Below are 19,446 nucleotides of genomic sequence, written 5' to 3'. Positions count from 1 at the left end.
TTACGGGGAGAAGGTGCCCGAAGGGCGGATGAGGGGCGGCGCCAGCGCCTCAGAATAAGGCAAACGTTAGCGCTGCCCCTCATCTGGCTGCCGCCATCTTCTCCCCGTAAACGGGGCGAAGAAAGCTAAAACCTTTCCAGCTTCACCCTCACCTTCGCCAAAAACGCCGCCCTTGTCGCCGGCGTCGAGGCGTCCATCAAATAATGCGCCAGGAAGAACGTCTTGCAGCGTGTTGCGCACAACGCCCGCATGCCGCGCAGCAGCGTCTTGCGTCCGGGCTGGCCGACGACGACGCTCCACCAGGTCGGTGCGCCGCAGGTGGTTATGACGCCGACCTTGGTGACATGCGTCATCAGCGATTTGATACGCCCCTTGCCCCCCGGCAACTTGAAGGCAACGTCCGTCGCCCACACCCGGTCGAGCCAGCCCTTCAGCATCGCCGGCAGCCCGTACCACCAGGTCGGGTAGACAAACAGGATCGCCTCGGCCCAGGCGAGCAGTTCGAAATGCGGCTTCAGCGCCGGATCCTGCGGCGCCTGGTCATTGTAGCTGCGCCGTTCCTCGCAGCCCATCACCGGATCGAATTTTTCCGCATAAAGGTCGAGCAGCCGCACTTGCCAGCCCCTCGCCTTCAGAACCTCCATGGCGGTGTCGCGGATCGACGCACAGAAGCTTTCGGGCACGGGATGGCAATAGACCACGAGAACCCGCATCAGAACGCATCCATGCTGGCCGCAACCTTCGTCATGAAGGCTTTCCGTGTTTGGTCGGTCGACAGGTTCATCGCGTAATGCGCGAGGTAAGTCACCGATGCGCCCGGCTTTACCGTGGCGCGCAGCATGCGCTTGATCAGTTTGCGCGGCGGATCGCCCATCACCATGGCGCGGAACCGGCTGCCGCCATAAGTGGTGACCGCCGCGACCTTCCTGATGTTGTGCAGCGACGGCTGCACCTTGCCGTCAACCAGCTTGAACGACACGCCGGGCAGGAAGACGCGATCGAAAAAACCCTTCAGGATCGCCGGGAAGCCGTAGTTCCAGACCGGATAGGAAAGCACCAGCGCATCGGCGCGCAACAGGCGCTCGACATACGGTGCCGCGGGATCGGCGGAGCCGCGCGGGTTGTGATAGTTCAGCCTCTCCTCGCGCGTCAGCCTGGGATCGAAACCCTCGGCGTAGAGGTCGCAGTCATCGACCGTATGCCCCGCCTCCGTCAGCCGCTCGACGATCAACCGGTGCAGGCCGGCATTGAAGCTGGTCTCGACCGGATGCGCGTAGAGGATGAGGATGTTCATCAGCCTGCCTTTTGCAGCCCCTTGAACAAAAAAGTCCGGCCAGAGCGAAAGTCGTAGTCCGGATTTTCCCAGGCGATCATCTTGCCGGGGTTGAGCAGCCCTTGCGGATCGGTCTCGCGCTTGAAGGCGAGCTGCACGGCATCGGTCTGCTTCATGCCGCCCTCTTCCAGCGTGTAGCGGTGCGGGTTGAAGATCGGGCAGCCATTCTCCTCATGCAGGCGCACGATCTCGTCGAGCCGCGCCTCGGTGGTGAATTTCACCAAGGGCAGGCCAAAGCAGGTGATGTTGCCATCCAGCCGCACGAATTCGAGATGCGAAAAGACTTCGCCCGGAAACATCGCATCCATCTTCTCGACCAAAGCCAGCTGGTTGGGAAAGGGATAAAGCGATTGCAGATAGGTGATCGAAGGGTCCACGCGCAGCGCTCTAAGCGTGGTGTGGTTCCATGCCAGCTCGTAGGCCGGCGGCAGGCCCTTTTTCTCCTCCGGCGTCGCTGTAGCGGCGTTGAAAATGACTTCACCGCCGGCACGCCGGGTGAAGGCCAGGAAAGCATCCAGCCCATGCTGCGCCACCATGACGACGCAGATGCTTTGCCCTTCCTTGAAAAATTTCTGGTGCCGCTTGAAATAGAGCTGCGGCACGGGCGCGGCGATCGGCGTGATCAGCTTGGTCAGGATGCCGTCCTGGCAGGCCAGTGCATTGCCGTAGCGCGCCGCATCCATGAAGGCATCGAAACCGATAATGACGTCGACCCATTCATAGGCCGCCGTCAGCGGCATCTCGACTTCGGTGATGATGCCGTTGGTGCCGTAGGCATGGGTGACTTTGTGCAGATCCTCGCCGGTGAGTTCGAGCGCTTTAGGCTCTGCCTCCATCGTCACCACGCGCAGCCGCAGCACATTGCCGAAATCGCGCAACCCGCCGAAATTGATCGAGCCGACGCCGCCTGAACCGCCGGCGATGAAGCCGCCGATCGAGGCGGTGTTGTAGGTGGACGGCGATAGCCGCAGCTCCTGCCCGGAATGCGCCCGTGTCGCCTTGTCGATGTCGGCCAGCACCGCTCCCGGGCCGGTCACCACGCGGCCCGGCGCGATCGACTTGATCTCGTTCATCTCGGCGAGGTTGAGCACGACACCGCCCGACAATGGCATCGCCTGGCCGTAATTGCCGGTGCCGCTGCCGCGTGGCGTCACCGGCACGCCGTGCCGGTGACAAGCGGCCAGCACGCGGATCAGTTCGGCCTCATCCTTCGGCGTCGCGATCAGATCGCCGGTGACATGGTCGAGCTGCTGCTTCAGCACCGGGCTGTACCAGTAGAAGTCGCGGCTCTTCTGCTGGACGATGGCCGGATTGTCGTCGAGTTTCAGCCCGTCGAGATCGCGTTTGAGCGCCGAAACATCCATCATCCCACCATCAGTTCGTCGAGTTCGGCATAGTCGGGCAAGTGCCGCTCGATCGCGCGGCCGGCGCGCACGACGATGCGATCCGATTCGGGCCGCGACAGCAATTCGGTCCAGCTTCGACCTTTGAACAGGATGAAATCGGCATCCCCACCAGCCGCCAGCATGCCGAAACCATCGAGCCGCATCACCTTGGCCGGCGTCGCGGTGACCGCTTGCGGCCAGTCGGCGACCGGATGATCGAAATGCAGGATGCGCGTCGCCATGCGGTAGACCTCCAGCATGTCGAGGTCGCCATAAGCATAGAAAGGATCACGCGTGTTGTCGGAAGCGACAGCGACCGGAATGCCCCTCGCCTTCATTTCATGCAGCAGCGTCACGCCCCGCCAGCGCGGCGTGGTCTGGTCCCCGCGCCGATCCTGCAGGTAGAGATTGCACATCGGCAGCGACACCACCGCCAGCCCGGCTTTCGCCACCTTGTCCAGCGTGTCCAGCACTTCGAGGTCAGGCTGGCGCGCCAGCGAGCAGCAATGGCCGACAAGGATATTGCCCTCGAAGCCGCTCCACAGCGCCGCCTCGGCGATCTTCTTCAGCGAGATCGCGGCAATGTCGTCGGTCTCGTCGGCATGGAAATCGAGGTCGAGCCCATGCTTGATCGCCTGCGCGAAAACATGGTCGAGCAGCTCTTCCAGATCCGGCACCATATAGGTGACGACGCCAAGCACGCCCTTGGCGGCGGCTACTCGTTTCGCCAGCCTGTCGAACCACTTCTTGTCGCGCACGCCCTCGATGCCGACCAGGCACGCGCCCTGCAATTCGATGCGGCCGCGCCATGTCTCGCGCATCGTCTCGAACACTGGCCAGGAGATTTCCTCCTGCGGCGCGACGCTGTCGAGATGGGTGCGCAGCGCTCTCGTGCCGTGCGCGTAGGCGGAGCGCAGCGAGAAATCCATGCGCTTGGCGAGATCCTCGGCGCTCCAGCGCGCCACGCGGTCGGCCCCGGCCGCGTTCAGCGCACCCATGAACGTGCCATCGGGGTTCGGTTTTCGCGGCCAGATGTGGCCCTTGTCGATATGGGTGTGGCAATCGACGAAACACGGCAAGATTACGCGGCCGGCGAGGTCGATAGCATCGCTGGATACGACTGCACGATCATGCCCTGCGATGGCGGAAATCTTACCATCTGCGACAGCGATATCAGCGAGCGTAAACCCGTCATTGTCATAGGTCGCGGCGAGCCCTGGCGTCAGGGACGCGTGAAGCCGGGCGTTGGCGAGCCAGTATGAACCTGCGTTGGGTATCAAGGGCCTAGCGCTCCTGCTTCAGCGCGCTTTCATGCCAGCGCCTGAGAATGAGATGCGAAATCAGCGACAGCACGAGGAAGATCAGGATGCCGGTGAGCGAGATCAGGAACAGGGCCGCGAACAGCCGTGGCGCGTTGAGCCGGTAGCCGGCCTCGATGATGCGCGAAGCAAGTCCCGACGACTGGCCGGTGGTGCCGGCGACGAACTCGGCCACCACGGCGCCGATCAGCGATAGTCCGCCGGCGATCTTCAACCCGCCTAGGAAATACGGCATCGCCGCCGGCAGCCTGAGATAGCGCAGTTGCTGCCAGCGCGTCGCGCCATTGAGCTTGAACAGGTCGCGCAGATTGCGGTCGACCGAGTTCAGGCCAAGCGTGGTGTTGGACAGGATCGGAAAGAAGGCGACGATCCAGGCGCAGAGCAGAAGCTTGGTCGTCTGGTTGTTCACATAGATGTTGATCAGCGGAAAGATCGCCACGATCGGCGTCACCTGCAGCACGATGGCAAACGGGAAGAACGACATCTCGACCCATTTTGATTGCGCAAACAGCACCGACAGGCCGACGCCGCCGATGACAGCCAAAGCCAGGCTGAGGAAGGTGATGCGCAAGGTGACCAGCAACGAGGAGAACAGCAGCCCGGCATCATTGTAGAGCGTCCACAGCACCACGCCGGGCCGTGGCAGGATGTATTGCGGAATCTCGTTCCAGACGCAGATGCGGTCCCAGAGCCAGATCGCTAGGATCATGATCGCCAGCGGCAGCACCCAGCGGCCGATGCGCTCGAACCGCTCCTGGCGCACACGCCGCGCTTCCTCCGGGTCAAGTTTGAGCACCCCTTCGTCAATGGCCATCATGATGCGCGCCTGCGGTTGAGTTGATGGCGTTGACCAGCACGTCGGAGGCCTGCCGGCAAAGAGCCGCATAGTCGGGCGAGGTGCGAAACACCTCGTCGCGCGGATAGGACGCCTCGATGGCGAGTTCGTCGAACACCCTGCCCGGCCGCGCCGCCATGACGACGACGCGGTTGGAGAGAAAGACGCTTTCAAAGACGCTGTGGGTGACGAAGACGACGGTGAAGCGCTCGTCCTGCCACAGCTCCAGAAGGTCGTTGTTGAGCTTGAAGCGGGTGATTTCGTCGAGCGCGGCGAACGGTTCGTCCATCAACAGCACGCGCGGCTTGGTCACCATGGCCCGCGCGATCGAGACACGCATCTTCATGCCGCCCGACAGTTCACGCGGCACGGCGTCCTCGAAGCCGGTCAGGTGCACCCGCGCCAGCATTTCCGTTATCGCCGGCGCAGCCTTGGCGCGGGAAATGCCTTTCAGCCTGAGCGGCAGCCACACATTGTCGAAGACGCTGGCCCAGGGCAGCAATGTTGGCTCCTGGAAGACGAAGCCGATATTGGCGCGGTCGAGCGAACCGCCGCCGCGCCAGTCGAGCACGCCGGAGGTCGGCGTCGACAGGCCCGCGATCAGCCGCAGCGCCGTCGATTTGCCGCAGCCGGACGGGCCGAGCAGGCTGAGGAAATCGCCCTCCCGGATCGTCAGATCGACAGCGCTCAGCGCCGTCACACCATTGGAAAATACCTTGCCGACGCCCCTCAGCGCCAGCAAGGCCGAAGTGACGTCCGGCGCTTGCGCCACCTTTTCTCTCATCATGCCGGGCTGGCCTATTTCTTGAGGTCGAGCCCGACGCCCTTGTTGACGAAGGCCAGCGTGTAGCCCTTGGTGATGTCGATGCCGGCGGGTGTGACCTTGGCCTTGACCATCTTGTCGTAAAAACTCTTGATGCGCGCGTCGGTCATGGCGCCGATGCCGAGTTTTTCCGTGTCGCCCGAATCGGCAAGGCCGAACTTCTTCATCTGGTCGATCGAGAAGGCGATCTGGTCGTCCGTCATGTCAGGATTGTCTTTCTTGATCATGTCGTTGGCGGCCTTGTTGTCGCCGTAGAGGTACTTGTACCAGCCCTTGGCCGAGCCATCGACGAAGCACTGGACGACCTCCGGCTTCTTGTCGATCGTGTCCTGCATCACCTCGATCGTTGTCGAATAGGTATCCCAGCCATAGTCGGCGAGCAGGAACTGGTTCGGCACGAAGCCGCCTTCCTTCTTGACCGCGAACGGCTCCGAGGTGACGTAGCCCTGCTGGATCGACTTCTTGTTGGCGAGGAAAGGAGCGGTGTTGTAGGTGTAGGGCGCGCGCTTGGCGGCGTCGAAGCCGAGCGCAGTTACCATCCACTGGAAGAAGGTTTGCACGCCTTCGTCACCCAGTATGTACTGGTCGGCGTTCTTCAGATCCTCCCATTTGTCGAGCCCCTCGCCGGGGTGGGACATGATGACCTGCGGGTCCTTCTGGAAGTCGGCGGCCACCACGCGCATCGGAATGCCTTGCTGGACGGCGTCGAAGGCCGACAGCAGATTGCCGCCCATGTAGAAATCGATCTTGCCGGCCAAAAGCATCGGCCGACCGCTGACTTGCGGGCCGCCCTGCATAATGGTGACGTCGAGGCCGCAGGCAGCATAGGTGCCGTCCGCCACGGCCTGGTAATAGCCGCCATGTTCCGGCTCGGCCAACCAGTTGGTGCCGAAAGTGACTTTTTCATTCGCCGCCGCACCCAGCGTGCTGGCGGCAAGCAAGGCCACCACCGCCACCGAGATCTTCTGTTTTACGTACATCGACACCACCCTTTGTTTGCTCCGGCGCGTCACGCGCCAGGCTCGACACCAAAGATTCAAGAAGCAAGACACATGCCACCGGCGTCTTGCGCCGGGACCCGCCCGCCTGCACCACAGCCATCTGCGAAAGCCGGAAAGGTCGTGCTGCACCGGAGGCATCGTGCCTATTTTTTAAACGCCTGTCCACAATCGCACCGGGAACTTGCACCGCCATCTTGAAGCTGCAACACATGCCGCCCTAGGCTGGCGGCATCCAGGAGACTGTCATGTTCAAATTCCTCACCCCCAAGTCGATCAAGCCGCCCTTTGCCCGTTACAGCCATGGTGTCGAGGTGCCCCCGGGCAAGCGGCTGGTGCTGTGCTCAGGCCAGGTCGCCATCACGGCGGACGACCAGATCCCCGAAGACGCTGGTGCCCAGGCCGAGCTCTGTTTCCGCAACATCGAGGCAGTGCTTGGCGAGGCGGGGCTAGGGCTCGGGGATATCGTGCGCATCAACGCCTATGTCACTGACCGCGCGCATCTGCGCCCCTATATGGACGTTCGCGACCGGTTGTTTTCAAGCCCGGCGCCCGCCTCGACGTTGATGATCGTCAGCGGATTTGCCCGGCCCGAATTCAAGGTCGAGGTCGAGGCCATCGCCGCCGGGTGATCGACAGACAAGTTCTGTCGCGCTAGGTCTGGCTCATCCATTCAAGAGGCATGACATGACCGTAGCCAAAAGACGCGTGTGGTGGGGCGACTACCGGACGACCGAGTACGCCTCGATCGATCCAGAGGCAACGATTGCCGTGCTGCCGGTGGCGGCGATCGAGCAGCATGGGCCGCATTTACCGGTCTCGACCGATACCTCGATCATGAACGGAATGCTCGACACGGTCATTTCGCGCCTGCCAGACGATCTCGACATCCGCATCCTGCCGGTTCAGGCGGTGGGCAAGTCCAACGAGCACCTGCACGCGCCGGGCACCCTCACCTTGCCGGCAACGACGCTGATCGAGGCCTGGACGGAGCTTGGCGTGTCGATCGCGCGCGCCGGCGTGCGCAAGCTGATCGTCGTCAATTCGCATGGCGGTAATGAGGAGATCATGGGCATCATCACGCGCGAATTGCGGGTGCGCGAAAAGATGCTGGCCGTAAAAACCAGTTGGCAGCGCTTTGGCCGTCCGGCCGGCATGTACACCGAACTCGAGGACCGTCACGGCATCCATGGCGGCGATGTCGAGACGTCCTTGATGCTACATTTCCGGCCGGACCTGGTCGAGATGGCCAAGGCCGACAATTTCGTTTCCAACGTCGCCAAGGCCGAGAAGGAATTTTCGCTGCTGCGCCACACCGGCACCCATGCCTTCGCCTGGATCGCCAGCGATCTCAACCCCAACGGCGTGGTCGGCGACGCCAGCATCGCAACGGCCGAAAAGGGCCGGCTGACGGCGGAGCATCAGGCCGACGGGTTCATCAGCCTGCTCAGGGATGTGCGCAAGGCAAAGCTTGTCGAGTGGCTGAAGTAGCCGCCTAACTATCGATCTTCAGCGCGAACGGCATGCCTTCAAAGGCGTCGGCGCCGCGCCCGATCGATTCGATCGCCTCGATCATGCGGCCGTTGCGCTCTAGAAGCACATCGGCCACAGCGATCAACCGCGGATTGGGTGTCGCCGAGGGCGACAGCGCCCGCAACGTCTTGGCCAGCTCTGCCTCGTCACGTCTTGGCGCCAGTGCGGCAGCGATAATATAGGCCGAAGCGGTCGAACGGCTGATGCCGGCATAGCAATGCACGACCATCGGCTTGGCTCGGTCCCAGCGGCGCGCGAAATCGAGCAGATTGCGCACATGTTCCTCGCCCGGCATGGTCATGCCGTCCTGCGCCACCGCGATATCGTGCATGACGAGATGCAGATGGTTTTCCCTCGCTATCGAGGTAGGACGCGTCACATCGGTCCCGACGGAAAGCAGCGACAGCATGCGGTCGGCGCCGGTCCTGGCCACCGTTTCCTCAATTTTTGCCAGCGAGCAGACATGGATCATTGTTTGGAACCCTTCGATCGATCCTCGCGCTGCGCCGCCCATTCGGCAAGGGCAGATTCGAGCCGCTGCCATTCCTCCTGACTCCCCGGCAGACCCGCGCGCAAGACATCGGGTCGATCGTTGAAATGCCGAAGCAGGATGCCGCGCTCGCCAAGGGCGGAAAATAGGCTGGCCGCATCCGGCAGGCTGAGATAGCGAAACAGCGTGGTGCCGCCCGAGACGGGCACGCCGAAGCGGCCGAACAGCGCGTCGAGCCGCGCCGCGGCCTCAGCAAGGGATGCCCGCATCGCGTCCTGCCAGCCGATATCGCCTAGCGCCCGAATACCATATTCCAGCGCCGGACCGGCGACGGCCCAAGGCCCGAACTGCGTTTCCAGCTGTTGAACAGTCGCGGCATCGGAAAGCGCGAAGCCAAGCCGAAGGCCAGCCAGCCCAAAGAACTTGCCAAACGAGCGCAGCACGACGATGTCACCCAGACCGACTTCACCGGCGACGCTGTGCTCGCGCGGGCCCACATCCATGAATGCCTCGTCGACCACCAGCAGCCCGCCCTTGGTGCGCAGCCTGTCCGCTAGCACCAGCAGACGGTCGCGTTCGATGACGCGACCATCCGGATTGTTGGGATTGACGATAATGGCGAGGTCAGCGTCAGCCAGCGCCGTGAAATCGCTGACTTCGCTCACCTCGTGCCCGGCGATCGCCGCTGCGCGGGCATGTTCGGCATAGGTCGGCCCCAGCACCAGTGCCTTGCCGGGCCTCACCAGCGAGACCACGCGCGGCAGCAGGATTTGTGTGCCCGGAGCCGCCACGACGTTGGCAGGCGACGGCGCGCCGTAGGTTCTGGCCGCGATTTCTGTCAGCTCACGCCCGCGTCCCGCTTCCGGCAATCGCGATAGCGAGGTGGCGGGCAGGTCGAAAAGCGGGTAGGAGTGCGGATTGATACCAGTCGAGAGGTCGACGAAAGGCAGCACCGCGTTGGGGAAAAGCACCCTCGCCCGGCCAAGACTTCCACCGTGGTCCACCGCTCCATCAAGAAGCTTCATGTCAGTCCTGATCGCTTTCCTGTCTTTGGCCGTCGAATTCGTCCTGGGTTATCCGGACTGGCTGTTCCGCGCCATCGGCCATCCCGTAACATGGTTCGGCAGGCTGATATCCTTTCTCGACATCAGGCTCAACCGCGCCACTGATCCCGACGCGCTGCGTCGCCAAAATGGTGTCCGGGCGCTGCTGGTCATCGTGCTGCTGCCGGCGGTGATTGGTCTCTGCGTGCAGCTTGTTCTGCTCTGGTTCGTTCCGTTCGGGCTGTTCATTGCCGCCCTTCTGGCGACATCGCTGCTGTCGCAGAAAAGCCTCTACGACCATGTCGAGGCCGTGGCTGACGCGCTTGACTCGGGCGGCCTGGCCATGGGCCGCGTCGCCGTCTCGCGCATCGTCGGCCGCGATCCCGAGGCGCTCGACCGCGCCGCCGTCTGCCGGGCGGCGATCGAAAGCCTGGCCGAGAATTTTTCCGACGGCATCGTCGCCCCCGCCTTCTGGACGGGTGTCGGCGGTCTGGCCGGCGGTGCCGCCTACAAGGCCGCCAACACCGCCGATTCGATGATCGGCCACCGCACCCCGCGTCACGAGGCCTTCGGCTGGGCCGCCGCGCGCTTCGATGATTGGATCAACCTGCCGGCCTCGCGGCTGACAGCTTTGCTGATCGTGCTGGCGGCTTTCCTGGTCAAGGGCGCCGATCCCAGCAGCGCCCAGCAAGCGGTGTGGCGCGACGCGAAGAAGCACCGCTCGCCCAATGCCGGCTGGCCGGAGGCGGCGATGGCCGGCGCGCTTGGCCTGGCACTTGCCGGACCGCGCAGCTATGGCGGCATCGTGGTCGACGATGTTTTCATGGGCGAAGGCGGCCGCCGCGACGTCGACAGCGGCGACATCAGGCGGGCGCTGACGCTCTATCGCGTCGCCGATTATCTACTGATCGCGCTGTTCGGTTTGGTCTCGGCGATCACGGTTCTGGCGTTCTAGAACTCGATCCCCTGCTGCGCTTTCACGCCTGCCGAAAAATGGTGTTTGGTCACGCCCATCTCGGTGACCAGATCGGCCGCCTCGACCAGCGCCGGCTTGGCATTGCGGCCAGTGACGACAACATGCAGGCCTTCGCGACGCGCCTTTAGCGCGCCAACCACCGTGTCGAGATCGAGATAGTCGTAGCGCAGCGCGATGTTCAACTCGTCGAGCACGACGAGGCTGATCGAGGGATCGGCGATTAACTCAAGCGCCTTGGCCCATGCGGCTTCCGCCGCCGCGACGTCGCGCTTCAAATCCTGCGTCTCCCAGGTAAAGCCCTCGCCCATCGCATGCCAGACGACGCGGTCGCCGAAGGCGGCGAAAGCATCCTTCTCGCCGGTATGCCACTTACCCTTGATGAACTGGACGACACCGACGCGCTTGCCATAGCCGAGCATCCGCAACGCCAGGCCAAAGGCGGCTGTCGTCTTGCCCTTGCCCGGACCAGTGTTGACGATCAGCAGTCCTTTCTCGACCGTCTTGCTCGCCACCTCGGCGTCCTGCACCGCCTTGCGCTTGGCCATCTTGGCGCGATGGCGCTCTTCGTCCTTATCGTCGATGTCGGTCATGTCATTTCACCTTGAGGGGCAACCCCGCCACCATCAGCAGCACCGTATCGGCAACTGCCGCAACCTGCTGGTTGAGCCGACCGGCGTCATCGCGAAAACGGCGAGCCAGCGCATTGTCGGGCACGATGCCTTGCCCGACTTCATTGGATACCACGAACCAGGGTCCACGCGGCCGCGACAACACATCCGCCAGCCGCCGGCATTCGGCGACAAGGTCGTGCTCGGCCAGCATGTGATTGGTCAGCCACAGCGTCAGGCAGTCGACAAGCACCGGCTGGTTGTCGGGCAAGGCCTCGAGCGCACCGGCAAGGTCGAGCGCTGCGTCGATGGTCGTCCAGCCCTCGCCGCGCCTTAAGCGGTGCAGTGCGATGCGCTCGCGCATCTCGTCGTCATAGGCTTGCGCTGTGGCGATATACGCCCATGGTGAGGGCGAGGCCGTCACAAGAATTTCGGCGTGCGCGCTCTTTCCGGAGCGCGCGCCGCCGATGATGAAGGTCAGCTTGCTGCGATTAGGCAAAGCTGTCGCGCAGGCTGCTCGCGGTGCCGGTGAAGCGTCCACGCACCACGCCAACGACAGCGCCGAGCACCAGCCAGAACACCAGATTGGTCAACGTCACCGCCACCACGAACTGGTGGTGCAGGCCTTCCGGGATCGGTGTCTCGAAGCTGTCTGGCTGTGGTGCGCCGACGATGTGCGGTGCAATGATCAACGCCACTGCCAGGATCACCAGCGGCAGCGATCTGCGGAAAGCAATCAAAGCGAGACCGATCGCTGTCGCCACTGCCGTTGCCGTCCACCATATCTGGCGCGGCAAGAGATCGGCCGCAGGCATCGCCGGCAGTTCGGGCTGAAGGCCGAGACCGGGCGCCAGCGTGAACACGGCGAAACCAGCCAACCCCCAGAACACGCCCTGGCGCCAATTGCCGATGCCGCCTGCGAATTCGGAAACCGCAACCAGGATCAGCGCGAAGCCGATGCCGGTGGCGACATTGAAAACCGCACTGTATGCGTGACGCTCGAAGCCGTCGGCAGGCTCCCAGCCCTCATCCTCATGTTCGGGCGCAGTCGCGGCGGCTGGCGCCATGCTCATGGTGTTTGCAGCGGGCGCGGTGCTGCTGGCGGCATTGGTGCCAGCAGCGTTCTCGGCCGGTGCCGCGGCATGGTCGTGCTGATGGCCGGCGCCGGCCTTTTCGTAAACTTCGGCCTGGAGGATGAGAGGGGCGGTGGCATAGGCCTGCATGCAGGCAAGAACGACGCCGGCCACGAGCCCTGCGATCGCCGCGATGAACACGACGTTGCGAAACAGATTCATGATGTCAGATCCTCGTCAGTGGCAGGGAAATGCCATCGAATGGCGGTTGTCATGACCAGCATTGTGGACCGCATCGATATGCGAGAAGCCGACAAACCCGATGATGAAGGTGCCGAGCAGCGCGGCAAGCGCCAGCTGCATGAAGCGCGACTGCGAGGAGACGGAGGCGCCGAGGGAGACGGAAGCAGTAGTCATATCTTGTCCTTTCACCCTCCACCCGAGGGCCTGTCAGTTTTGCCGTCGCCGGCAGGTCTCCTGGCTCGCGGATCAGCGCCCTTCTCCACCTTCCCGAAGACGAATCTTCAGTGGCATATGGAGAGGACTACCGCACACAGTTGCGGGGGCAGCCACGGCATTGGGCAACAAACGAGCCCGCACCGCATTCCCTCTTGGCTCCAAAACGGAACCGACGACTGCGTGACTATAGGGAAAATCACGACACGCGGCAAACCAAATTCCGTCGGCAAGCAGCGCGATTGCGCCATGCCGACAAGACCAGTGGTCCTGGGCACGACAATTGACAATTGTGCTGGCCGGGTGTCGGCTGGCGTCCTCACAGGAAGCCAGCCATGCAGCCCATTGCCAGCGAGCGCGATCCCTATAACGGCCTGACCCGGGCCGAGCCGACGCTGCCCTCATCGGCCTATTGGGATGCGGCAGCCTATCAGCGCGACCTTAATGCCATCTGGTACAAAAACTGGCTGCTCGTCTGTCGCGAGGCCGATCTGGCCCAGCCGCTGGCTTTCCGTCGGTTCCGCATCGGCACGCAGGACATCGTCGTCCTGCGCGACGACACTGGCGAGCTGCGCGCCTTCCACAACACCTGCCGGCATCGCGGTTCGCAGCTTTGCCAGGAGAGCGAGGGCCGGCTGAAGGCGCGGCTGATCACCTGCCCCTATCACGCCTGGTCCTATTCGCTGCGCGGCGACCTCGTGCGCGTGCCGTCGAAATCGCTGCCTGATGGTTTCGACAAGGCCGACCACCCGCTCTATCGCGTCGCCCTTTCGGTGTGGCGCGGCTTCGTGTTCATCAATCTGCAGGAAGACGCGGCAGGCTCGGCGCAGGCATCCTTCGACCCTGCCTCCGGCAATCTCGGCAACTGGCCGCTGGAAGCGCTGGTCTCTGGCCATGTGCTGCGCAAGGTGATGAACTGCAACTGGAAGATCTTTTGGGAAAACTTCAACGAGTGCCTGCATTGCCCGGGCGTTCACAAGGATTTGTCGCGGCTGGTGCCGATCTATGGTCGCGGCCTGATGAGCCGCCACGACGATCCCGAATGGACGCGCCATGCCGACAATGACGCGCCGGAGTTTTCCGGTGGCCTGCGCGCCGGGGCCGAAACCTGGTCGCGTGATGGCCAGGCCCATGGACCAGTTTTCCCGGTGCTGACACCAGCCGAACGTGCAGCCGGCCAGACCTACGCCACCAGCCTGCCTTCAATGTTCATCGTCGGTCATGTCGACTATGTCAGGACCGTGCGGCTGGTGCCGCTCGGTCCCGAACAGACGGAGCTTGTCGCCGAATGGCTGTTCACGCCCGAGGCGCTCAGCGACCCATCAACCGACATCGACAACATCGTCGCCTTCGGCACGCAGGTGCTGGAAGAGGATGCGGCGATCTGCGAGGTCAACCAGAGGGGCCTGCGCTCGATGCGCCATGAAGCCGGCGTGCTGATGCCCGAGGAATATGAACTGCACCGCTTCCACAACTGGGTGCGTGAGCGGCACGCAGCGCTTTCTGTCTGATCGTCACAGGGACTTCGGCAGATAGCGCCAGGTCACGAAGCCGCACACCGCCGCCAGCAGGCTGAGCGTGATGAACACCGAGCCCAGCCCGAAGAAGATCAGCACGACGGAATAGACCAGCGGCGGCGTCAGTTCTGAGAAATCGAGATAGGTGCGGTAGACCGCCGCCATCTGCGCCCGCTCATAGGAGCGTACCGAGCGCATGAAGGCGGTCGAACCCAATGCGTCCAGCGCGATGGTGAAGAACGCGCCACCAAGCAGGAAGGCCCCCGTCAGCAACGGCGCGGTCGCTCCCACCGTGCCCGCGGCCAGCAGCATGGCCGACATGGCGAAATAGGCAAAGGTCATGGTCCGCCGGCCGCCAAAGCGTTTTCCAGCCTTCCCCCAGAAGATGGCCATGAACAACAGTGCGTTGCCGGCCGAGACCAAGAGGCCGCCGACAATAGCGCCCTGCCCGGTGATGACCATGAACAGCGGCCCATAGACGAAGAACGTCGACCAGAAACAGGAGCGGCCGAAGGCGATCAGCCACGCCAGTCTCAGCCTCGGCTGTGCGACGAAACGGCCGATATTGGCGAGCGGATTGGCCGGTCGTGTCTTGCCAGGCTGGATCGACTGGTTGTCGCTCAGCCGATAGAACCAGAACAGCGCCAGCAAAGCCATCGCAAACACGGCCACCGCGCCATGCGCGGCATAGATGCCGAAATGCGCGTAGAGAAAGATGCCGAGCGTCGGCCCCCCGGTCCAGGCAAACATCGACCACGCCATGCGCAGCGATTCGGCCTGCATGAAGTCGGTCTTGCGGATGTGATCCATGATGTAGAGGTTGAGCGTGATCGACAGCGCGCTGGCGCCCATGACGCGGCACAGCATACCGGCGATTTGCCCGGCAAGCGTATGGGTGACGAAGAACAGCGAGCCGATCGCCAGCAGACAGGCACCCGCGGTGTAGACCCAGCGCCGGGCAAAGCGGCGGATCAGCATCGGCATGAACAAGGTCACCGACAGGCCCATCATCGCCACAACCGTGTAGAGGATCGAGACGATCTGCTCGTTGTGGAGGATTTCGTAGGCCTGAATCGGGATGACGCTCGACACCGTGGCGCGGGCAAATGATTCGACCGCGTAGAGCGAGGCGAAGGTGCGCGCATCCGCGGCCTTGAGGGCCGGGAGCCAGATCGGATGGCGCACATGGGTGGACATTGCTTCCCCAAAGCAGAATCACCGGTCAAATCTGCCGTGGCCATTCCCCGGCGATTAAGAGGAAACCGACGCGTAACCGGCAAAAAGCGAAACCGGTCAAAGGCTTCCCGGCTCTGGCCTAAAGCGCCGCTCGATGCCGGCATCGCCGTGTTCCCGGCCTTCTTCTGTCCCGCCCAACCGTGATAGTCCTCAGGCAAGGGCTGAATCAGATCGCGAGACCATGACCATCCATACGCCGACCGCACCCGTTCCGGAGCCATCCAGGCGCATCGTCGCCATCGACATCGTGCGCGGCATCGCGCTGCTGGCCATGGCGAGCTACCATTTCACCTGGGACCTGGAGAATTTTCACTACACCGATCCCGGCCTCACCGCCTTCGGCGGGTGGAAGATCTACGCGCGCTGCATCGCCTCGACCTTTCTGTTCCTGGTCGGCGTCAGCCTGTTCCTCGCTCACGGCAGACAGATCCGCTGGACCGGCTTCTGGAAACGCTTCGCGATGGTCGCCGTGGCGGCGATTGCCATATCTGCAGTCACCTGGTTCGTTACGCCAGGCGGTTTCATCTTCTTCGGCATCCTGCACGAGATAGCGCTGGCAAGCTTGCTCGGCCTCGCCTTCCTGCGCCTGCCGGCACTGCTCACCTTGCTGGTATCGGCGGTGATTATCGTGGTGCCCTTCTATGTCAGTCTGGAATCCTTCGATCATCCCTGGCTGTGGTGGGTCGGCCTTTCGGCCATCAATCCGCGCTCCAACGACTACGTGCCGCTGTTCCCGTGGTTCGGCGTGGTGCTTGCCGGCCTCGCAGTGGCCAAGCTTGCCTCTACCTCGGGTCTGCTGGAGCGGCTGGCGAGCCTTACGCCCGGCCGCTGGGCCAATCCCTTGCTCTTCATCGGCCGGCACAGCCTTGCCTTCTACCTGATCCACCAACCGATACTGTTCGGCTGCGTCTGGCTTTTTTCGCAGGTGATGCCCGCCCCGGCCGAAACCCCGCAGGTGGAGTTCCTGAAAACCTGCCAAGTGTCGTGCGAACAGACGCGCAACGCGACCTTCTGTTCGAGCTATTGCGGCTGCATGCTAACGACGCTGCAGGGCGAAGGCTCTCTTGATCGGCTCTACAACAACGACCAGACTGCGGAATTCCGGGCGCATCTGGGCGATCTGGCCGCCAGTTGCACGGCCCAGACCGAAGACAAGGTGGACGAGGGAGGAACGCAATGACCGAAACACAGCCGAAGCCCGGGGTAATACCTTGGCCACCGGTGATCTACGCCGCGGCAATCGCCATCAGCGTCATCCTCGGCATGCTCTATCCGCTGCCCTGGATCGGCGACCTGCTGGGCGACCTGCTGTTCGCCGCCGGCTGGGTGGTGCTGTTCGGCGCAGCGGCACTCTGGGTCACCGCCATCCGCACCATGATGCGGGCCAAGACCACGCTCAGTCCGACCGCCTTGCCCGAGCATCTCGTCACCTCAGGCCCATTCGGCATCACCCGCAACCCGATCTATCTGGGGTTGACGCTGATGCTGATCGGTGTCGCCTTTGTCTCGGGGATAGCCTGGTTCTTCCTGTTTGCCTTCATTGCCGCCTTCGTCACGCAGAAGGTCGCCATCGAGGGCGAGGAAAAGATCCTGGCGGCGAAGTTCGGCAAGAAATACCGGGACTACGCCAAACGGGTGCGGCGCTGGATTTGAACAGCGGCTCAGGTGTTGACGCCGAGCTCCACCAGCCGCTCGACGCAGGATTCCTCGGCCTGGTCGAGTTCGGCCAGCGTCTCCTCGAGGTCGCGGCGCTTTTGCCTTAAATCCTCACGCTTTTCCTCGATGCGCTTGATCATCAGCTTGAGTTGACCGACCTCGCCGGGCGGTTCCTTGTACATCTGGATGATTTCGCGGATCTCGTTGATCGAGAAGCCGAGCCTCTTGCCGCGCATGATCTGCCGGATGAGATGGCGGTCGGACGGACGAAACAGCCGCGTACGCCCGCGCCGTACCGGCTGCACCAGCCCCTCATCCTCATAGAACCGCAGCGTCCGCGTCGACACGTCGAATTCGCGGGTCAGCTCGGTGATCGAATAATATTCCCGCATTGTCACTCCCGCACCCCGGAATTCAAGGCGGTCGCCAAGGCGGCGCGCCCTTCCGTCCCGAACCAAACCCGTGCCATGGCGGAATCGACATGGCACCCCGCGCAAGCCTCGCACGGCATTTACGTAAAAGTCAATTGAGAGACGCTTCGGCCTTCACGGCACGGCGAACCACCATGTGGCGAGACCGAGGAAGGCAAAGAAGCCGACGACATCGGTCACCGTGGTGACGAAGACGGCAGAAGCGACCGCCGGGTCGATCTTGAACCGGTCGAGCAGCAGCGGGATTAGGATGCCGGCAAGTGCTGCCACGAACATGTTGATGATCATCGCCGCCGCGATGATGCCGCCCAGATTGCGATCTTGGAACCAGGCCGCAGCGACAATGCCGATCAGGACAGCGAAGATGACGCCGTTGATGAAGCCGACGCCCATTTCGCGGCGGATGATGCGGCCGGCATTGTAGATGTCGATATCCCTGGTCGCCAGCGCCCGCACGGTGACGGTCATGGTCTGCGAGCCGGCATTGCCGCCCATGCCGGCGACGATCGGCATCAGCACGGCAAGCGCCACGATGTGCTCGATCGTGCGGTCGAACAGGCTGATCACCGAAGCCGCGAGGAATGCGGTCAAGAGATTGATCAGCAGCCAGGGAACACGCGAGCGCGACGTCGAGAAAATGCTGTCGGAAAGCTCTTCGTCGCCGACGCCGCCCATGCGCAGCAGATCTTCCTCGGCCTCCTGCTGGATGACGTCGACGACATCGTCGATGGTCAGCACGCCGACCAGCCGCTCGTTCTCGTCGACGACGGCAGCGGAGAGAAGATCGTACTGCTCGAACTCACGCGCCGCTTCTTCCTGGTCCATCGTCGCCGGAATGGCGTGGCGCGTCTCGTGCATGACCTCTCCAACCTTGACCGTGCGCTTGGTGCGCAGAATCTGGTCGAGGTCGATGGCGCCAAGCAGCTTGAAGGTCGGGTCGATGACGAAGATCTGGCTGAAGCGCTCAGGCAGGTTCTTGTCTTCGCGCATATAGTCGATGGTCTGGCCGATGGTCCAGAACGGCGGCACCGCGACGAACTCCGTCTGCATACGCCGCCCGGCGGTCTCTTCGGGATAGTCGAGCGAGCGGCGCAGCCTGATCCGTTCGGTGAACGGCAGCTGCGACAGGATCTCGTCCTGATCTTCCTTTTCAAGGTCTTCGAGAATGTAGACCGCGTCGTCGGTATCGAGCTCCTGCACGCCCTGGGCGATCTGCGCGTTGGGCAGATGATCGACGATGTCGCGGCGGATCGTCTCGTCGACCTCGGTGAGCGCCGAAAAGTCGAAGTCCGTGCCCAGAAGCTCGACCAAGGCACGACGCTGTTCGGGATGTAGAGCCTCGATGAGATCGCCGAGTTCCGACTGGTGCAGATCGTCGACGTCGCGCTTCAGCGTCAGCGTGTCACGATCGGCGATGGCCGCGCCGATCTGCGCCAGGAAGGACGACAGGACCGCACCGTCCTCGCCATAGATGTCGGCGCGGGCGTCGTCAGCCGCCTTGGCGGAGGTCGTCTGCTTGTCCTCCACCAGCGCCTCCCGCCGTCAGAATCCCAAAAAGGTCCCTGTCAGGTCTAGACCATGATCCCAAAAAGGGGAAACCGGTTTTAAGCCCAACCCTCAACACAGAAGAAAGACAGGGATACGAGGCCATTCGGCTTCGCAGCCCGCCACTCTAACCCACTGGATTTCTGAGTGAAAAGCAGCCTTGCCCATCGGTGCCGATTTTTACCTCGC

The 19,446-nt window shown here is 63.0% G+C and carries 22 protein-coding genes and 1 riboswitch; of the genes, 6 read left to right on the top strand and 16 right to left on the bottom strand.

The window, feature by feature from the left end; genetic code table 11:
• Positions 1-125: 125 nt before the first annotated feature.
• The 7 genes from EB235_RS18810 to EB235_RS18780 are packed head-to-tail and all read right to left on the bottom strand — an operon-like array spanning position 126 to position 6,675.
• Positions 126-713, bottom strand: coding sequence for an NAD(P)H-dependent oxidoreductase (locus EB235_RS18810; protein WP_027029520.1), 588 nt, complete (start codon positions 711-713; stop codon positions 126-128).
• On the bottom strand, positions 713-1,294 hold the full coding sequence (locus EB235_RS18805) for an NAD(P)H-dependent oxidoreductase (protein WP_027029521.1): 582 nt from the start codon (positions 1,292-1,294) through the stop codon (positions 713-715). Before EB235_RS18805 ends, EB235_RS18810 begins: the two co-directional genes overlap by 1 nt.
• On the bottom strand, positions 1,294-2,697 hold the full coding sequence (locus EB235_RS18800) for an FAD-binding oxidoreductase (protein WP_027029522.1): 1,404 nt from the start codon (positions 2,695-2,697) through the stop codon (positions 1,294-1,296). Before EB235_RS18800 ends, EB235_RS18805 begins: the two co-directional genes overlap by 1 nt.
• Positions 2,697-3,998 carry a cytosine deaminase gene (locus EB235_RS18795; protein ID WP_027029523.1) on the bottom strand — a complete coding sequence of 434 codons (1,302 nt, stop codon included), beginning with the start codon at positions 3,996-3,998 and terminating at the stop codon, positions 2,697-2,699. Before EB235_RS18795 ends, EB235_RS18800 begins: the two co-directional genes overlap by 1 nt.
• Before the next feature lie 4 nt (positions 3,999-4,002).
• Positions 4,003-4,854: an ABC transporter permease gene (locus EB235_RS18790; RefSeq protein WP_027029524.1), complete on the bottom strand. Its 852-nt coding sequence runs from the start codon at positions 4,852-4,854 to the stop codon at positions 4,003-4,005.
• On the bottom strand, positions 4,841-5,659 hold the full coding sequence (locus EB235_RS18785) for an ABC transporter ATP-binding protein (protein WP_027029525.1): 819 nt from the start codon (positions 5,657-5,659) through the stop codon (positions 4,841-4,843). The genes EB235_RS18790 and EB235_RS18785 overlap by 14 nt, the downstream gene beginning before the upstream one ends.
• A gap of 11 nt (positions 5,660-5,670) precedes the next feature.
• On the bottom strand, positions 5,671-6,675 hold the full coding sequence (locus EB235_RS18780; protein WP_027029526.1) for an ABC transporter substrate-binding protein: 1,005 nt from the start codon (positions 6,673-6,675) through the stop codon (positions 5,671-5,673).
• Positions 6,676-6,941: 266 nt separating this feature from the next.
• Between EB235_RS18780 and EB235_RS18775 the strand changes: the two genes are divergently transcribed.
• Both EB235_RS18775 and EB235_RS18770 read left to right on the top strand, forming a co-directional pair.
• A complete protein-coding gene (locus EB235_RS18775) occupies positions 6,942-7,325 on the top strand; it encodes a RidA family protein (RefSeq protein ID WP_027029527.1) in 384 nt (127 codons plus the stop codon).
• A gap of 55 nt (positions 7,326-7,380) precedes the next feature.
• Positions 7,381-8,184, top strand: coding sequence for a creatininase family protein (locus EB235_RS18770; RefSeq protein WP_027029528.1), 804 nt, complete (start codon positions 7,381-7,383; stop codon positions 8,182-8,184).
• A gap of 4 nt (positions 8,185-8,188) precedes the next feature.
• On the opposite strand, the gene EB235_RS18765 is transcribed toward EB235_RS18770, so the two are convergent.
• On the bottom strand, positions 8,189-8,698 hold the full coding sequence (locus EB235_RS18765; protein ID WP_027029529.1) for a tyrosine phosphatase family protein: 510 nt from the start codon (positions 8,696-8,698) through the stop codon (positions 8,189-8,191).
• Positions 8,695-9,741 carry a threonine-phosphate decarboxylase CobD gene (gene cobD / locus EB235_RS18760; RefSeq protein ID WP_027029530.1) on the bottom strand — a complete coding sequence of 349 codons (1,047 nt, stop codon included), beginning with the start codon at positions 9,739-9,741 and terminating at the stop codon, positions 8,695-8,697. The genes EB235_RS18765 and cobD overlap by 4 nt, the downstream gene beginning before the upstream one ends.
• On the opposite strand from cobD, the gene cbiB reads away from it, so the two are divergent.
• Entirely contained in the window at positions 9,740-10,714 is a 975-nt protein-coding gene (cbiB, locus tag EB235_RS18755; RefSeq protein ID WP_027029531.1) for an adenosylcobinamide-phosphate synthase CbiB, read from the top strand. The genes cobD and cbiB overlap by 2 nt on opposite strands.
• Here cbiB and cobO read toward each other — a convergent pair.
• From cobO to EB235_RS18735, 4 genes are read right to left on the bottom strand one after another with little or no spacing between them, the layout of a single operon-like run.
• Positions 10,711-11,325, bottom strand: coding sequence for a cob(I)yrinic acid a,c-diamide adenosyltransferase (gene cobO / locus EB235_RS18750; RefSeq protein ID WP_027029532.1), 615 nt, complete (start codon positions 11,323-11,325; stop codon positions 10,711-10,713). The two genes, cbiB and cobO, sit on opposite strands and share 4 nt — an antisense overlap.
• 1 nt (position 11,326) lies before the next feature.
• Complete coding sequence (gene cobU / locus EB235_RS18745; RefSeq protein WP_027029533.1) at positions 11,327-11,842, bottom strand: bifunctional adenosylcobinamide kinase/adenosylcobinamide-phosphate guanylyltransferase; 516 nt, start codon at positions 11,840-11,842, stop codon at positions 11,327-11,329.
• The gene (locus EB235_RS18740; RefSeq protein WP_027029534.1) at positions 11,835-12,638 is read right to left on the bottom strand and encodes a CbtA family protein; all 804 of its coding nucleotides are present in this window, start codon (positions 12,636-12,638) and stop codon (positions 11,835-11,837) included. The genes cobU and EB235_RS18740 overlap by 8 nt, the downstream gene beginning before the upstream one ends.
• 15 nt (positions 12,639-12,653) lie before the next feature.
• Complete coding sequence (locus tag EB235_RS18735) at positions 12,654-12,833, bottom strand: CbtB domain-containing protein (RefSeq protein WP_027029535.1); 180 nt, start codon at positions 12,831-12,833, stop codon at positions 12,654-12,656.
• A gap of 33 nt (positions 12,834-12,866) precedes the next feature.
• Positions 12,867-13,064, bottom strand: a riboswitch (cobalamin riboswitch).
• A gap of 143 nt (positions 13,065-13,207) precedes the next feature.
• Here EB235_RS18735 and EB235_RS18730 point away from each other — a divergent pair.
• Positions 13,208-14,383, top strand: a complete 1,176-nt coding sequence (locus EB235_RS18730; protein ID WP_027029536.1) for an aromatic ring-hydroxylating oxygenase subunit alpha — start codon at positions 13,208-13,210, stop codon at positions 14,381-14,383.
• 3 nt (positions 14,384-14,386) lie between these two features.
• On the opposite strand, the gene EB235_RS18725 is transcribed toward EB235_RS18730, so the two are convergent.
• Positions 14,387-15,586, bottom strand: a complete 1,200-nt coding sequence (locus tag EB235_RS18725) for an MFS transporter (RefSeq protein WP_027029537.1) — start codon at positions 15,584-15,586, stop codon at positions 14,387-14,389.
• A gap of 220 nt (positions 15,587-15,806) precedes the next feature.
• Here EB235_RS18725 and EB235_RS18720 point away from each other — a divergent pair, with 220 nt between their 5' ends.
• Both EB235_RS18720 and EB235_RS18715 read left to right on the top strand, forming a co-directional pair.
• The gene (locus EB235_RS18720) at positions 15,807-16,805 is read left to right on the top strand and encodes a DUF1624 domain-containing protein (protein ID WP_027029538.1); all 999 of its coding nucleotides are present in this window, start codon (positions 15,807-15,809) and stop codon (positions 16,803-16,805) included.
• Positions 16,802-17,278 (top strand): methyltransferase family protein, encoded by a 477-nt coding sequence (locus EB235_RS18715; RefSeq protein WP_027029539.1) that lies wholly within the window; start codon positions 16,802-16,804, stop codon positions 17,276-17,278. Before EB235_RS18720 ends, EB235_RS18715 begins: the two co-directional genes overlap by 4 nt.
• Before the next feature lie 8 nt (positions 17,279-17,286).
• On the opposite strand, the gene EB235_RS18710 is transcribed toward EB235_RS18715, so the two are convergent.
• Positions 17,287-17,673, bottom strand: a complete 387-nt coding sequence (locus EB235_RS18710) for a MerR family transcriptional regulator (protein WP_006203215.1) — start codon at positions 17,671-17,673, stop codon at positions 17,287-17,289.
• 153 nt (positions 17,674-17,826) lie between these two features.
• On the bottom strand, positions 17,827-19,239 hold the full coding sequence (gene mgtE / locus EB235_RS18705; protein WP_027029540.1) for a magnesium transporter: 1,413 nt from the start codon (positions 19,237-19,239) through the stop codon (positions 17,827-17,829).
• Positions 19,240-19,446 lie beyond the last annotated feature (207 nt).

Source organism: Mesorhizobium loti R88b (assembly GCF_013170845.1).
GTDB lineage: Bacteria > Pseudomonadota > Alphaproteobacteria > Rhizobiales > Rhizobiaceae > Mesorhizobium > Mesorhizobium loti_B.
The sequence above is the reverse complement of the archived record's forward strand: the minus strand, read 5'-3'. Positions and strand labels throughout refer to the sequence as shown.

What these genes read in the sequence shown, in the direction of transcription:
- EB235_RS18805 (WP_027029521.1), bottom strand. Translation starts at nt 1,294, where the DNA reads ATGAACATCCTCATCCTCTACGCGCATCCGGTCGAGACCAGCTTCAAT.
- cobO (WP_027029532.1), bottom strand. Translation starts at nt 11,325, where the DNA reads ATGACCGACATCGACGATAAGGACGAAGAGCGCCATCGCGCCAAGATG.
- EB235_RS18730 (WP_027029536.1), top strand. Translation starts at nt 13,208, where the DNA reads ATGCAGCCCATTGCCAGCGAGCGCGATCCCTATAACGGCCTGACCCGG.
- EB235_RS18735 (WP_027029535.1), bottom strand. Translation starts at nt 12,833, where the DNA reads ATGACTACTGCTTCCGTCTCCCTCGGCGCCTCCGTCTCCTCGCAGTCG.
- EB235_RS18775 (WP_027029527.1), top strand. Translation starts at nt 6,942, where the DNA reads ATGTTCAAATTCCTCACCCCCAAGTCGATCAAGCCGCCCTTTGCCCGT.
- EB235_RS18770 (WP_027029528.1), top strand. Translation starts at nt 7,381, where the DNA reads ATGACCGTAGCCAAAAGACGCGTGTGGTGGGGCGACTACCGGACGACC.
- EB235_RS18765 (WP_027029529.1), bottom strand. Translation starts at nt 8,698, where the DNA reads ATGATCCATGTCTGCTCGCTGGCAAAAATTGAGGAAACGGTGGCCAGG.
- EB235_RS18725 (WP_027029537.1), bottom strand. Translation starts at nt 15,586, where the DNA reads ATGTCCACCCATGTGCGCCATCCGATCTGGCTCCCGGCCCTCAAGGCC.
- EB235_RS18800 (WP_027029522.1), bottom strand. Translation starts at nt 2,697, where the DNA reads ATGGATGTTTCGGCGCTCAAACGCGATCTCGACGGGCTGAAACTCGAC.
- cbiB (WP_027029531.1), top strand. Translation starts at nt 9,740, where the DNA reads ATGTCAGTCCTGATCGCTTTCCTGTCTTTGGCCGTCGAATTCGTCCTG.
- EB235_RS18780 (WP_027029526.1), bottom strand. Translation starts at nt 6,675, where the DNA reads ATGTACGTAAAACAGAAGATCTCGGTGGCGGTGGTGGCCTTGCTTGCC.
- EB235_RS18720 (WP_027029538.1), top strand. Translation starts at nt 15,807, where the DNA reads ATGACCATCCATACGCCGACCGCACCCGTTCCGGAGCCATCCAGGCGC.
- EB235_RS18785 (WP_027029525.1), bottom strand. Translation starts at nt 5,659, where the DNA reads ATGATGAGAGAAAAGGTGGCGCAAGCGCCGGACGTCACTTCGGCCTTG.
- cobD (WP_027029530.1), bottom strand. Translation starts at nt 9,741, where the DNA reads ATGAAGCTTCTTGATGGAGCGGTGGACCACGGTGGAAGTCTTGGCCGG.
- EB235_RS18740 (WP_027029534.1), bottom strand. Translation starts at nt 12,638, where the DNA reads ATGAATCTGTTTCGCAACGTCGTGTTCATCGCGGCGATCGCAGGGCTC.
- EB235_RS18715 (WP_027029539.1), top strand. Translation starts at nt 16,802, where the DNA reads ATGACCGAAACACAGCCGAAGCCCGGGGTAATACCTTGGCCACCGGTG.
- EB235_RS18710 (WP_006203215.1), bottom strand. Translation starts at nt 17,673, where the DNA reads ATGCGGGAATATTATTCGATCACCGAGCTGACCCGCGAATTCGACGTG.
- EB235_RS18810 (WP_027029520.1), bottom strand. Translation starts at nt 713, where the DNA reads ATGCGGGTTCTCGTGGTCTATTGCCATCCCGTGCCCGAAAGCTTCTGT.
- EB235_RS18790 (WP_027029524.1), bottom strand. Translation starts at nt 4,854, where the DNA reads ATGATGGCCATTGACGAAGGGGTGCTCAAACTTGACCCGGAGGAAGCG.